15 protein-coding genes are annotated in these 12,681 nt (G+C 71.5%); 8 read left to right on the forward strand and 7 right to left on the reverse strand.

Annotation, left to right across the window (positions count from 1 at the left end; all coding sequences use genetic code 11):
* Positions 1–208: 208 nt before the first annotated feature.
* Positions 209–1,195 carry a flagellar motor protein MotA gene (locus tag ACKUB9_RS28060; protein WP_407529298.1) on the forward strand — a complete coding sequence of 329 codons (987 nt, stop codon included), beginning with the start codon at positions 209–211 and terminating at the stop codon, positions 1,193–1,195.
* 25 nt (positions 1,196–1,220) lie between these two features.
* Positions 1,221–2,234 carry a peptidoglycan -binding protein gene (locus ACKUB9_RS28065; protein ID WP_407529299.1) on the forward strand — a complete coding sequence of 338 codons (1,014 nt, stop codon included), beginning with the start codon at positions 1,221–1,223 and terminating at the stop codon, positions 2,232–2,234.
* A gap of 335 nt (positions 2,235–2,569) precedes the next feature.
* On the opposite strand, the gene ACKUB9_RS28070 is transcribed toward ACKUB9_RS28065, so the two are convergent.
* On the reverse strand, positions 2,570–4,378 hold the full coding sequence (locus tag ACKUB9_RS28070; protein ID WP_407529300.1) for an ABC transporter transmembrane domain-containing protein: 1,809 nt from the start codon (positions 4,376–4,378) through the stop codon (positions 2,570–2,572).
* 142 nt (positions 4,379–4,520) lie between these two features.
* Here ACKUB9_RS28070 and rpmE point away from each other — a divergent pair, with 142 nt between their 5' ends.
* Positions 4,521–4,772 (forward strand): 50S ribosomal protein L31, encoded by a 252-nt coding sequence (gene rpmE / locus ACKUB9_RS28075; RefSeq protein WP_238233957.1) that lies wholly within the window; start codon positions 4,521–4,523, stop codon positions 4,770–4,772.
* Positions 4,773–4,884: 112 nt separating this feature from the next.
* Here rpmE and rcdA read toward each other — a convergent pair whose 3' ends face one another.
* A complete protein-coding gene (rcdA, locus tag ACKUB9_RS28080; protein WP_407529301.1) occupies positions 4,885–5,418 on the reverse strand; it encodes a protease adaptor protein RcdA in 534 nt (177 codons plus the stop codon).
* 441 nt (positions 5,419–5,859) lie between these two features.
* Complete coding sequence (locus ACKUB9_RS28085) at positions 5,860–6,051, reverse strand: DUF1192 domain-containing protein (RefSeq protein WP_407529302.1); 192 nt, start codon at positions 6,049–6,051, stop codon at positions 5,860–5,862.
* Between the two features lie 198 nt (positions 6,052–6,249).
* On the opposite strand from ACKUB9_RS28085, the gene rpmH reads away from it, so the two are divergent.
* The 5 genes from rpmH (at position 6,250) to ACKUB9_RS28110 (ending at position 9,788) form a co-directional block, all read left to right on the forward strand.
* Positions 6,250–6,384 (forward strand): 50S ribosomal protein L34, encoded by a 135-nt coding sequence (gene rpmH, locus ACKUB9_RS28090; RefSeq protein WP_010300405.1) that lies wholly within the window; start codon positions 6,250–6,252, stop codon positions 6,382–6,384.
* Between the two features lie 20 nt (positions 6,385–6,404).
* Positions 6,405–6,821, forward strand: coding sequence for a ribonuclease P protein component (locus ACKUB9_RS28095; RefSeq protein ID WP_407529303.1), 417 nt, complete (start codon positions 6,405–6,407; stop codon positions 6,819–6,821).
* A 105-nt stretch (positions 6,822–6,926) separates the two neighbouring features.
* Positions 6,927–8,747, forward strand: a complete 1,821-nt coding sequence (gene yidC, locus ACKUB9_RS28100; protein WP_407529304.1) for a membrane protein insertase YidC — start codon at positions 6,927–6,929, stop codon at positions 8,745–8,747.
* Positions 8,748–8,749: 2 nt separating this feature from the next.
* A complete protein-coding gene (gene yihA / locus ACKUB9_RS28105) occupies positions 8,750–9,412 on the forward strand; it encodes a ribosome biogenesis GTP-binding protein YihA/YsxC (RefSeq protein ID WP_407529305.1) in 663 nt (220 codons plus the stop codon).
* A gap of 4 nt (positions 9,413–9,416) precedes the next feature.
* Positions 9,417–9,788, forward strand: a complete 372-nt coding sequence (locus ACKUB9_RS28110; protein ID WP_407529306.1) for a DUF423 domain-containing protein — start codon at positions 9,417–9,419, stop codon at positions 9,786–9,788.
* Between the two features lie 4 nt (positions 9,789–9,792).
* Here ACKUB9_RS28110 and ACKUB9_RS28115 read toward each other — a convergent pair whose 3' ends face one another.
* The 4 genes from ACKUB9_RS28115 to ACKUB9_RS28130 form a co-directional block, all read right to left on the reverse strand.
* Positions 9,793–10,452: a metallophosphoesterase family protein gene (locus ACKUB9_RS28115; protein ID WP_407529307.1), complete on the reverse strand. Its 660-nt coding sequence runs from the start codon at positions 10,450–10,452 to the stop codon at positions 9,793–9,795.
* A 68-nt stretch (positions 10,453–10,520) separates the two neighbouring features.
* Positions 10,521–10,925: a hypothetical protein gene (locus ACKUB9_RS28120; RefSeq protein WP_407529308.1), complete on the reverse strand. Its 405-nt coding sequence runs from the start codon at positions 10,923–10,925 to the stop codon at positions 10,521–10,523.
* Between the two features lie 154 nt (positions 10,926–11,079).
* Positions 11,080–11,856 carry a hypothetical protein gene (locus tag ACKUB9_RS28125; protein WP_407529309.1) on the reverse strand — a complete coding sequence of 259 codons (777 nt, stop codon included), beginning with the start codon at positions 11,854–11,856 and terminating at the stop codon, positions 11,080–11,082.
* 111 nt (positions 11,857–11,967) lie between these two features.
* Positions 11,968–12,600 carry a 2OG-Fe(II) oxygenase family protein gene (locus ACKUB9_RS28130; RefSeq protein ID WP_407529310.1) on the reverse strand — a complete coding sequence of 211 codons (633 nt, stop codon included), beginning with the start codon at positions 12,598–12,600 and terminating at the stop codon, positions 11,968–11,970.
* Between the last annotated feature and the right edge of the window lie 81 nt (positions 12,601–12,681).

Below are 12,681 nucleotides of genomic sequence, written 5' to 3' on the forward strand. Positions count from 1 at the left end.
AGGCCGCAGGCCAGCACAGACGTGCGTCACGACCAACTCACGTTCGAGTCAACGCTAAAGCGCGGCGGTATGACAGCATTCTTCACGGTCAAGCTGCGGCTTGATCCTGCGCCGTCCAGTCGGCAGAGTGCCGGCCGGCATCGATCCTCACACCGGCCGCGGACGAATCGGCTCACCGCGCCGCCGAACCAGCGAGACCTGCGACGCGATGGCGGCGAGTGCTGCGTCCCCTCCCCTGACCTCGCCGCGGATCTTCCTCGTCCGCATGGCGCTCTTCCTGATCCTGTCGGGCTTCCTGGCCTTCGTCCTCTATCGGCAGATCGTCCCGGCCTTCATGGCCAATCCGGGCCTCAACGGCCTGATCCTCGGCATCCTGTTCATCGCAATCCTGCTCGCCTTCGGGCAGGTGCAGCGCCTCTTCCGAGAAATCCGCTTCGTCAACCGCACGGTGGCGGGCGAGACGAATCCGGGCACGCCGCGCGTCCTCTCCGCCCTGGCGCCGGCCCTGCGTGAGACCGGCGCGGGCGGCGGGGTGGCGCCGTCGAGCTTCCGGCCGCTTCTCGACACGGTGGCCTCGCGGCTCGACGAGGGCCGGGAGGCCCTGCGCTACATCGCCGGCATCCTGATCCTGCTCGGCCTGCTCGGCACGTTCTGGGGCCTCATCGACACGCTCTCGGCCGTGGGCAACGTCATCCGCTCCATGCGGGCCGGCGGCGGCGACGCGGCGGTGATGTTCGATGAATTGAAGAGCGGCCTCGCCGTGCCCCTTTCAGGGATCGGGCTCGCCTTCTCGGCCTCGCTGTTCGGCCTCGCCGGCTCGCTGATCATCGGCTTCCTCGACCTCCAGGCGGGGCAGGCCCACACGCGCTTCGTCAACGAGCTGGAGGATTGGCTGGTGGCGCGGGCCGGGCCGGAGGCCGCGACCGCCGCGCTGCCGGTGGGCCGGACCTCGGAGGCCTCCCTGCGCGACCTCGCGGAGGCGGTGACGCGCCTCTCCAGCCTCGTCGGCGACAGCACCGGCAACAGCCGCGCCAGCACCCAGGCGATGGCCAATCTCGCCGAGGGCATCCAGGGCCTCGTGCAGCACATGCGCGCCGAGCAGCAGATGATCCGCGACTGGGTGGAGGCCCAGGCGAACCGCGAGCGCGAGCTGAAGCAGGTGCTCGACCGGCTGGGCCGGGAGCGGGTGGAATGAGGCCGCGGCGCCGGGGTGACGCCTGATGGCCGGCCGGGCCCTGCGGCGCGACCGCACCCTCAACGTCTGGCCGGGCTACGTCGACGCGCTCACCACCCTGCTGCTCTCGGTGGTGTTCCTGCTCACCATCTTCGTCACCGGGCAGTTCTTCCTCTCGCAGGAGATTTCCGGCCGCGACACGGTGCTGGACCGCCTCAACCGGCAGATCTCGGAGCTGAATGACCTCCTCGCCCTCGAACGCTCGGGGCGGCGCACCCTGGAGGAGACGGCCGCGGCGCTGCGCTCGAACCTGCAATCCTCGGAGGTCGAGCGGCGGCGCCTGCAGGACGTGCTGGCGACCGACCAGGGCGCGCAGGGCAAGGCGAGCGAACTCGGCCGCCAGCTCGAAGCCGAGAAGGGCGCCACCAACCGGGCTCTGAGCCAGGTCGAACTCCTGAGCCAGCAGATCTCGGCGATGCGCCAGCAGCTCGCCGCCCTGGAGGATGCGCTCGCCGCCTCCGAGACCCGCGACCGCGAGAGCCAGGCCCGCATCGCCGATCTCGGCAGCCGGCTCAACGTCGCGCTCGCCCAGCGCGTGCAGGAACTGGCGCGCTACCGCTCCGACTTTTTCGGCCGCCTGCGCCAGATCCTCGGCAACCGCACGGACATCCGCATCGTCGGCGACCGCTTCGTGCTGCAATCCGAGGTGCTCTTCGCCGCCGGACAGGCGACGCTGCGCCCCGAGGCGGGCCCGGAGCTCGACCGCATCGCCGCCGCGATCGTCGAACTCAACCGGCAGATCCCCTCCGACATCCCCTGGGTGCTGCGGGTGGACGGCCACACCGATGCCCGGCCGATCAACTCGGCCGCCTTCCCGTCGAACTGGGCGCTCTCGGCGGCCCGCGCCATCGCGGTCGTGCAGTACATGGTCGGCCGCGGCATCCCGCCCCAGCGCCTGCTCGCCGGCGCCTTCGGCGAGTTCCAGCCCCTCGATGCGGGCAGCTCGGACGAGGCGTATTCCCGCAACCGCCGCATCGAGCTGAAGCTGACGGAGCGGTGAGGCGGCGGGCGGTCGTGCGATGCGCGATGGGTGCGCCTCTCCGTTATTTGGAAAGGGCGCGGGGAACCCCTCTCCCGTGCGGGAGAGGGGCAGGGGTGAGGGTCCAGGTGGGGCCGCAGTGAAGCACGGAGCGTTGTGAGGGGAGCGGAACGGGTCAGGACCAGCAACCAGCCCTCAGTGCAGGTAGCGGCAGCGTTCCGCCTTCCTGCGGCTCCCTCCCGGGACCCTCACCCCTACCCCTCTCCCGCACGGGAGAGGGGATCCCGCGATGCCTGCTCTCGTCCTTCGGCTGGAGTGAGGTTCCATCTCCATTCAGGCCGGTCTGATCCCGCCGGTCACACCGCGACGAGCCGCTGCCGGCGCCGGGCCTCGTCGGCGGAGACGTCGAATTGCAGCGCCGCGAGCTGGGCGTAGAGGCCGTTGCGGGCGAGCAGGGCCTCGTGGGTCCCCTCCTCCACCACGCGGCCCTCGTCGAGGACGAGGATGCGGTCGGCGGCCCGGATCGTGGCGAGGCGGTGGGCGATGACGAGCGTGGTGCGCTCCTTCATCAGGAGGTCCAGGGCGGCCTGAACGGCCCGCTCGCTCTCCGCGTCGAGGGCCGAGGTCGCCTCGTCGAGAAGGAGGATCGGCGCGTCCTTCAGGATCGCCCGCGCGATGGCGATGCGCTGGCGCTGCCCGCCCGAGAGGGTGACGCCGCGCTCGCCCACCAGCGTCGCGTAGGCCTGCGGGAGGGTGCGGATGAAGCCGTCCGCGTGGGCCTGCTCGGCGGCGCGCACCACCTCGGCCTCGCTCGCCTCCGGGCGGCCGTAGCGGATGTTGTCGAGGACGCTGCCGCTGAACACGGTTGGGTCCTGGGGCACGAGCGAGAGGCGGCGGCGCAGGGCATCGGGATCGACGGTCGCGATCGGGACGCCGTCGACGCAGACCTGTCCCGAATCGGGATCGTAGAAGCGCAGCAGCAGCTGCAGCACGGTGCTCTTGCCCGCGCCCGAGGGGCCGACCAGGGCGACCCGCTCACCGGGCGCCACCGTGAAGCGGATCTCGTGCAGCGCGGAGCGCTCGGGCCGCGTCGGATACGCGAAGGTGACGCCCTCGAACGCCACCTCGCCGCGCGGCGGCTCCGGCAGCGAGGCCGGTTGGGCGGGTACGGCGATGGTGGGCTCCGTCCGCAGGATCTCGCCGAGGCGCTCGGCGGCGCCGGCCGCCAGCGTCAGTTCCCCGTAGACCTCCGAGAGCTGGCCCAGCGCGCTCGCGCCGAACACCGCGTAGAGCACGAACTGCGAGAGCTGGCCGGCCGTCAGCGCACCGCTCGCCACCCCTTGCGCGCCGTACCACAGCACGCCGACCACGCTCGCCGAGATGAGGAAGATCGCCACGCCGGTGAGCAGCGCCCGCGCCCGGGCCGAGGCGCGGGCGGCGAGGAAGGCGTCCTCGGAGGCCGCGGCGAAGCGCGCGGTGGTGGCCGGCCCCATGCCGAAGGCCTGCATGGTGCGCACGGCGCCCACGGCCTCCGTGGCGTAGGCGGAGGCGTCCGCGAGGCGGTCCTGCGCGGCGCGCGAGCGGCGGCGCACGCCCCGCCCCGAAAGGATCAGGGGGAAAACGATCACCGGGATCGCCGCCAGCACCAGCACCGAGAGCTTGGGGCTCGTCCACACCATCATGCCGACGGCGCCCGTGAACAGCACGGCGTTGCGCAGCAGGATCGAGAGCGAGACGCCGAAGACCGCCTTCACCTGCGCGGCATCCGCCGTGAGGCGCGAGACGAGCTCGCCGCTGCGCGCCTGGTCGAAGAAGGAGGGGTCGAGCAGGGTGAGGCGCGCGAACACCGCCGCCCGCAGGTCCGCGATCACCCGCTCGCCCAGCGTGACGACGAAGTAGTAGCGCGCGGCGCTCGCCACCGCGAGCAGCGCCACGACGCCGATCAGGGCGCCGAAATAGGCGTCGATCATCGCGACGCCCGCCTGCGAGAAGCCGAGATCGACCACGCGCCGGATGGCGATCGGCACCACCAGCGTCGCCCCGGCGGCGGCCACCAGGGCCACGACGGCCGCGGCGATCCGCCCGCGGTAGCGCATCGCGAAGGGGATGAGCGGTCTCAGCGCCCCCAGGGAGGCCCGGGAACGGGGTTCGTCGGCACTGGCCATGTCGCGTCAGTCTGGTCCGTTGTGGCTGCGCTTGTTTGGCGCCGTCGGGTGAGGTATAGGCCGCCGCTCATCCGATTACGCGCGATCAATGGCCGCGGCCCACAGCCGAGCGTTCGAGGCGGGCCGCATCGAGGAATTCGTCATGGCGAAGAACACTGCCGGCAAGAAGGGCACCGAGCATCCCGAGTACCACTTCATCAAGGTGGTGATGACCGACGGGACGGAGTTCACCACCCGGTCGACCTGGGGCAAGGAGGGCGACACCCTCAACCTCGACATCGACCCGACCACGCACCCGGCCTGGACCGGCGGCGAGCAGAAGCTGATGGACCGCGGCGGCCGCGTCTCGCGCTTCAACTCGCGCTTCGGCAACATGTCCTTCGGCAAGAAGTAAGGCCACGCGGTCACCGGCGATTCGCGGGCGCTGCGGCGCCCCGCTGGTGCAGGACCCCGGCTGTTCGGCCGGGGTTTTTCTTTGCGCCACCCTCGATCCGCCCGGCTAGGGATCAGGAGGCCGGCCGGAAGGCGGCGCGCAGCCGGTCCTGCTGGGCGAAGACCGGGCTCTCGCGCGGCGCAGGGGTCGGCCGGTCGTCCGAGATCAGGCCGTCGAGGTGCAGGATCCGGTCGTGCAGGCGCTTCGAATGGCCGATCAGCGCCTGGAGGGAGAGCGGCAGTTCGCCGATCAGGACGGCGGCGTTCTCGCCCGTCTCGGTGCGGGTCAGCCGCACGCGGGTCTTCTCCTGCACCGCCTCGCTCAGGGACAACTCGCCCTCGGCCACCGCGCGCTGCACGAGGAGCCAGGAGGCGATCTGCATCAGTCGGGTGGTGAGCCGCATGCTCTCGCTGGCGTAGGTGAGCGCGGCGTGGCGGGGCAGGAGACGCGACTCGTCCCGGCCCGGACCGTCGAGATAGGCGGCGGTCTCCTCCACCAGGGTCATCCCCTCGCGGAACAACTCGCGGAAGGCCTCCGAGGCGACGAAGGTCTCGCCGAAATTCACGGTCTCGCGCACCTCGCGAAACACCACGTCCGTCCCGATCATGACTCCTCCTGCGCCGTCCCGGCACCGCGCCCGTCCCGATGCGGGACGCCGGCGGTACACCTGCGCTCTCATCCGCAAGTGTAGCGCCAGGGCGGCGGCGGCGCCTCCTTCAGGAAGCGTTAACCCTAACGGCAACGCGCGCGCAGGCGGACGGCTCCCGGTGAGAGGCTCGGCGAGGGGCCAAAAAGAAAGCCGCCCCGAGTGGGGGCGGCTGAGAAGTCGTACAGGGAGGCATCAAACAGAGTGGACAGAAACCACTCGACATCCAGAAGGCTGGACAGCTCTGGTTATCGTCCGGAAAGCTTAAAAAATGGTTAACAAGGTTTCATCGCGGGTCCGATCGCGCTGGCACCGGCGGTGCTTGAGACGGAACCGGGCCGGGCGCGCGGCCACGCGACAGCGGGCGGAGCCGGCCGCCGGACGACCCTCAATGACCGATCCTCAGAGCTTGAACACCGCGTTGGCGGCCGCCTGGGAGGCCTGCCGGCCCCGCCGGGCCTCTTCGAGCCGCGCGATCTCGCGGCGCAGCGTCTCGATGCGCTCGTCAAGATCGTCGATCGAGAGCGCCGACAGATCCTGACCGATCACGTGCGTGGTCGCCGCCGGCCGCGGGCGGTCCTCGTCGTGCAACATCGTCTCCCCTCCCCCATCGCGCAGCTTCCTTAACGCGATTGACTCCCCCCGGCCATTCCGCCATACAGCGCCCGACGTGAGGCCGCCGCCCGGCAGGGTGTGCGCTCGCATTCGCATTGACACAATCTGAATCCCACGAGGGCTGCGGCGCTGCGCTCATCCGCTGCAGCGCCGGCCCCGGCCTTCGGAGACTCCGCCGTGAAGAGAACGTATCAACCCTCGAAGCTCGTGCGCAAGCGCCGGCACGGCTTCCGCGCCCGCATGGCCACCGTCGGTGGCCGCAAGGTCATCGCGGCCCGCCGCGCGCGCGGCCGCAAGCGCCTCTCGGCCTGAAAGGCCGGCGGCGCCGGCTGGTGAGCGCCGCGGACGAGCCGCTCGCGCTGCTTGGCGCGCCCCTGGGGCGGATCACGCGGCGGCCTGACTATCTGGCGGCGGCCGCGGGCCGCCGTTTCCACACCGGGCGTCTGACGGCGCAGGGGCGCCTGCGCGACGAACCGGGCGAGGCCGGGCTGAGGTTCGGCTTCACGGTCACCAAGCGGACCGGGCACGCCACCGAGCGAAACCGCATCCGCCGTCGCCTCAAGGCCGCGGTGGCCCTCGCCGGGGCCGGCCACGCGGCACAGCCGCTCGACGTGGTGCTGATCGGCCGGCGCGAGGCCCTGGGCGCGCCCTTCGCACTCCTCGTCGACGATATCCGGCGTGCGCTCGCCGCCGTGACGAAGCCCCGCCCGCCGGGCGGGGGCCGGCGCGGACCGAAGTCTGAATCATGAGGCGGGCCGCACGGCCTGCCTCGTCGTGGTGGTCGCAGGGCCGGTCGGAGGAGAGCCGCCGCCGGACGGTCCCGCAGATGAGGCGGCAGGCGTCGCGGGACCTCGATGGGTAACGACAAAACCAACATGATCATCGCCGTCGTGCTGTCGCTGGCGGTGCTGCTCGGGTGGAACTATCTCGTCACCGCGCCGCAGGTGGAGCGTCAGCGCCAGCAGCAGGCGCAGACGAATCCGGCCCCGAGCCCACGTGAAGGCGGCCCCGCGGCCCCGGTGCCCGGGACCCTGCCGGGCGCCCCCGGCGGCGACCCGCGGGCGGCGGCCACCCGCGAGGAGGCGCTGGCCCGCTCGCCGCGCGTGCGCATCGACACGCCGGCGCTCGCCGGCTCGGTCGCCCTGAAGGGCGGCCGCATCGACGACGTCTCGCTCAAGGCCTACCACGAGACCGTCGACCCGAAGAGCCCGCGCATCGTGCTGCTCTCGCCGGCCGGTTCGGCGCATCCCTACTACGCGGAGTTCGGCTGGGTCGGCCAGAACGCCGGCCCGCTGCCGGGCGGCGACACGCTCTGGACCGCGGACGGCGAGGTCCTGACCGCCGACAAACCCCTGGTCCTGACCTGGGACAACGGCGCGGGGCTGGTCTTCCGCCGCACGATCAGGGTCGACGACAAGTTCATGTTCACGGTCGAGGATTCGGTCGAGAACAAGGGCCAGAACCCGGTCACGCTCTATTCCTACGGTCTCGTCTCCCGCTGGGGCAAGCCGACGACCCAGGGCTACTACGTGCTGCACGAGGGCCTGATCGGCGTCTTGGGCGACAAGGGCCTGCAGGAATACACCTACGACGCCCTCGCCAAGGAAAGCCCGCTCGGCGCGCCCGGAACCCGCGGGATCAGCTGGCCCGGCGTCACGGGCGGCTTCGTCGGCATCACGGACAAGTACTGGGCGGCCGCGGCGATCCCCGCCGACCAGTCCTCGCCCTACACGGGCAGCTTCACGGAGCGCAACGAGGGCGCCACGAAGGTCTACCAGGCGAGCATCCTGGGCGACGCGAAGACGCTGGAGCCCGGCGCCACTGCGCAGGCCAACCAGCGCCTGTTCGCCGGCGCCAAGGAGGTCTCGGCCATCGATGCCTACGGCCAGCGCTACGGCATCAAGCAGTTCGATCTGATGATCGACTGGGGCTGGTTCTATTTCATCACCAAGCCGATGTTCAAGGCGCTGGACTTCTTCTATCGCCTGTTCGGCAACTTCGGCGTGTCGATCTTGGTCGTGACGCTGATCCTCAAGCTGTTCTTCCTGCCGATCGCCAATCGCTCCTACGTCTCGATGGCCAAGATGAAGGCCGTCCAGCCGGAGATGCTGGCCATCCGCGAGCGCTACGCGGACGACAAGGTCAAGCAGCAGCAGGCGATGATGGAGCTGTACAAGAAGGAGAAGATCAACCCGATCGCCGGCTGCTGGCCGGTGCTGATCCAGATCCCGGTCTTCTTCGCGCTCTACAAGGTGCTGTTCGTCACCATCGAGATGCGGCACGCGCCGTTCTTCGGCTGGATCCGCGACCTCGCGGCGCCGGACCCGACCTCGCTGTTCAACCTGTTCGGCCTCCTGCCCTTCGCGCCGCCCGACTTTCTGCACCTCGGCATCTGGCCCCTCATCATGGGCATCACGATGTTCGTGCAGATGAAGATGAATCCGGCCCCGCCCGATCCGGTTCAGGCCCAGATCTTCACCTTCATGCCCATCATCTTCACGTTCATGCTGGCCTCGTTCCCGGCCGGACTCGTGATCTACTGGGCCTGGAACAACTTGCTGTCGATCCTGCAGCAGTACTGGATCATGCGGCGCAACGGCGTGAAGGTCGAATTATGGGACAACCTGCGCTCGACGTTCTGGCGGCGCGGCGCGGTCAAGGAGGCCAAGGGCTGAGCATGGCCTCCCCCGACGAGGAGGCGGCGCTCCAAGAGGCCGCGCTTCAGGAGGCCGGGCGGCTTTTGTTCGCGGGCGCCGCCGATTTCGCGACGGCGGCGGACACGCTGGCATCGCTGCCGCCGATGCACGGGCACGAGATCGCCTTCGCGGGGCGTTCGAACGTCGGCAAGTCGAGTCTCATCAACGCGCTCACCGGCCGCACCACGCTCGCGCGCACCTCGCACACGCCGGGGCGCACCCAGCAGCTCAACTTCTTCGATCTCGGCGGCAAGCTCACCCTGGTGGACATGCCGGGCTACGGCTACGCCGCCGTGTCGAAGGCTAAGGTCGCGTCCTGGACCGACCTGATCCACGCCTATCTGCAGGGCCGGGCCAACCTCGCCCGGGTCTACCTCCTCATCGACGCGCGGCACGGGATCAAGGTCAACGACGCGGAGGTGCTCGACGAACTCGACGCCGCGGCGGTGTCGTACCAGGTCGTGCTGACCAAGGGCGACGCGCTCAAGAAGGGCGAGGTGCAGGCACGCCTTGATGCCACCGCCGCCGCGCTGGCCCGCCGCCCCGCCGCCTATCCGGAGATCATCCTGACCTCGACCCGCACGGGCGAGGGCATCGCGGATCTGCGCGCCAGCGTGGCGCGGCTCCTGGCCGAGCGCGGCTGAGCCGATGGCCATGCCGGATCGGATCATCCTGGCGCTCGGCAGCCTCGCGGGCCTGCTTGGCGTGGCGCTCGCGGCGGCCGCCGCGCACCTCGCCCCCACCGGCAGCCTCCAGACCGCGGCGCAGTTCCTGCTGTTTCATGCCGGTCCCCTTCTCGCCCTCGGGGGCTTGAGCGGGGGCGGCTATCTGCGCCCCGGCCCGGCCCGTCTCGCGGCGGCGGGGCTCGTCCTCGGCCTCGTGCTTTTTTGCGGCGACCTTTCGCTGCGCGCGCTCGCGCAGACGCCCCTGTTTCCGATGGCGGCGCCGTCGGGCGGCCTCCTGCTGATGCTCGGCTGGGCGCTCGCCGCGCTCGCCGCGCTGCTGCCCCGGCGGGCCTGATCCCTCACCGCACCTGCAGAAAATCGACCGCCGGACCCTGCGCGTCGCCGAAAACGCCCGCCGTGAGCGCGCCGCCGAACACCGCGCCGGTGTCGAGGTTGGTGCGGTGGCGCCGCACGTCCGGGGCGGTGCCGCGCACCGGCGTGTGCCCGTGCACCACGTGCTTGCCGAAATCGTAATCGGCCGAGAGGAACGGCTCGCGCATCCACAGCCGGGTCGCCCGGTCCGAGGAGCGGGCGGGCTGGCCGGGGCGGAACCCGCCGTGCACGTACCAGCGCCGGTCGTCCTCGTGCGCGCTCGGCAGCCCGCCGATCCAGTCCGTCACCTCCCGTGGCAGGTCGGTGGCCCGGGTCGCGCCGAAGGAGGCGAGCGCCGCCAGGCCCCCGTTGGCGAGCCAGAGCGCATCGTCCTCGCCCGCCTGCGCGGCGAGCAGCATCGCCTCGTGGTTGCCGGCGAGACAGATGACGTCGTCGGGCTCGCCCGCCTGGAGCGCCCGCACCGTAGCGATCACCTGGGCGCTGTCCGGCCCCCGGTCGACGTAGTCGCCGAGGAAGACGAGCCGCCGCGGCCGGCCGGCCCGATGCGCCTCGATCCGCTCCAGCAGCGCGTCGAGGAGGCCGGCGCAGCCGTGCACGTCCCCGATCGCGTAGGTCAGCCCCTGCATCCACGCCTCCGCCGCCCCGCGCGGTCCCGAGCCACCACGATAACGCGGCGGCCGGGCGAAGGTCCGCGCTAGGCAGTCTCAGGGGACGGGCTTGCGGCGTCGGGCCGGGACCGCCGCTCTCGTTGCCGGATCGCGGGCGCCGGCACCGGATCGGCTCCGGCCGCGAGCGCGAGCAGGCGGCGGCGATGGTCGGCGGGCGTGGCCGTCCCGAGGCCGGGATCGTGCCTGTCGAGCCGTCTCGCCAGATTCCTGATCTCGCTGTCCTTCATGCCGTCGAGGACGAGGGCGAAGGGCTGCGGCCCGAGCGCGGCCCGCACGTGGCGCAGGTCGTCCAGCGTGAGATCACGGGCCTTGATCTGCTTGGTCACGAGGAGCTGCGCGGCCTTGTTCAGCTCCCGGCGGATCGCCGGGAAGGCCTGTGGTGTCTCGGTGATCGCGCACAGGATCGCGAGCCCGTCGACCTCAGCCGCCATGCCGGATCTCCTTCACGATCCCGAGTGGCGCGAGCATTTCGCTCCCGGGGGTTGCAGACCGCATCGTCATCCCTGGTGCGGTCGGTCGCGGAGTGCGACGCCGCCGCGTTGGCGAGGATGGCCTGCGCCAAGGTCGCGTCGGACTCCCGAAGCGTCAGGCCTTGGCGCAGCGCACGTACGTCGCCGCCCCGCGCTCGCTCGACCACGTCAGTCGGTTGCCGTCGACCGACAGGCGCACGTGCGAGGTCCAGCGCTGGCGGCCGTTGCGGCAGGCCGCCGCCATCGTCCAGGAATTGCCGGTCCGCCGCAGGTCGCTGAACGCGCAGGCGGTCTTCCCGGCCTGCGCGTTCGTGCTGCGGATCACCGCCGGCAGGTAGCCGCGCCGCTTGTCGCGGGCGGAGGCGCAGGCAGCCGCGGTCGGGCCCCAGACGCCGACATAGGCCGCCGGTGCCTCCTCGTCCTCGTCGTCGTTCGGCACGAAGACGGGCGTGGCGGCGGCGGCGCGAGCGGGCGGAGCGGCCGTCGCGCGCGCCGCAGGCGGCGTCCGCGGCGTGGGGGCCGCGACCGTCGCCGGGGCGGGAGACGGGGCCGGCTCGGGCGCCGGCGCCGCGGTCGGCACCGGCTCGGGAACCGTCTCGCGCGGGGGCTCGCGCGCCGGTCCCTCGCGCACGACCGCGTCGCGCGGGGCAGCGTCGCGGGAGGCCGCATCGCGAGGAGCCGTCTCGCGGGGGGCCGCTTCTCGGCCGGGAGGCTCACGCCACGTGTCGCTGGGCTTGCGGCGGAATTGTGGGATCGAGGAGCGGTAGGGTTTCGAGAGGACCGGCTCTTCAAGGTCGGACTGTGCCAGCGCTCCGCCCGGCGGCGCGAACGCCAACCCGGCGAGAGCCAGGGCCCCCGCCGCCGCACTGCGCGCGCCATGCTGCCGGATCATCACGCCCCCACGCTCTCCCGGCCCTGCCCGGGCGTCAAGTTGTGTCCCGCTCATCCCGGATCGCCCAATCCGGCGGTCACGCGGCGATGGAACCCCGGGGCCCCTCCGGGGCTACCGGCCGAAGATGCCCTTCAGGAACTGGGCGGTGCGGTTGCGCTTCTTCTTGCGTTCGAGCTCGGCGGCGTCGCGCACCCAGGCGACCTGCACCACGCGCCGCTCGCCCTCGAAGGGCCGGTGGCCGTGCCAGGAATTGTCGGCGCGCAGGAACGCGAACAGCGTGCCCATGGTCGGGGGCACCTCGACCGCGTAGGGCTCGAAGTTCTGGCCGTCGTAGAGCACCCGCAGCCGCCCGCCCGCAGGCGCCTCCCAGGCGTCGTTCATGTAGACGAGCAGGGTCATCACCTTGGAGGGGCCGTCGGTGTGGATCGCCCCGTATTTGGGCTGCGAGCGCTTCATGATGGTGGTGAGGCGCGGGCAGGAGACGAGGTCGATGCCGAATTTTTCGCTCAGCACCGCCGAGAACTCGTCGCTCTCCAGTTCCTCGATCAGGTCCTTGAAGCGGCCCTTGAGCTGGACCTCGTCGACCGTCAGGTAGCCGGGCTTGCCGATATCCGGGAAGTCGCGGCGCAGCGCGTCCACGGCGTCGGGCCGCAGCACGCCATCCCCCAGGATGTAGCGGTAGGGTTCGTGCGCGAGCGGCGCCGCGCGCACCGCATCGACGTTCAGGATCGAGAGGCCCGACATGCGTGTCCGTGTGTCCCAAGATGGCGGCCGGACCGGTCCGGCGACGCCCCGGACATCCGGAGAACCGGCGCAGGGCGGCCC

This window comes from Methylobacterium oryzisoli (genome assembly GCF_046557895.1).
Lineage (GTDB): Bacteria > Pseudomonadota > Alphaproteobacteria > Rhizobiales > Beijerinckiaceae > Methylobacterium > Methylobacterium oryzisoli.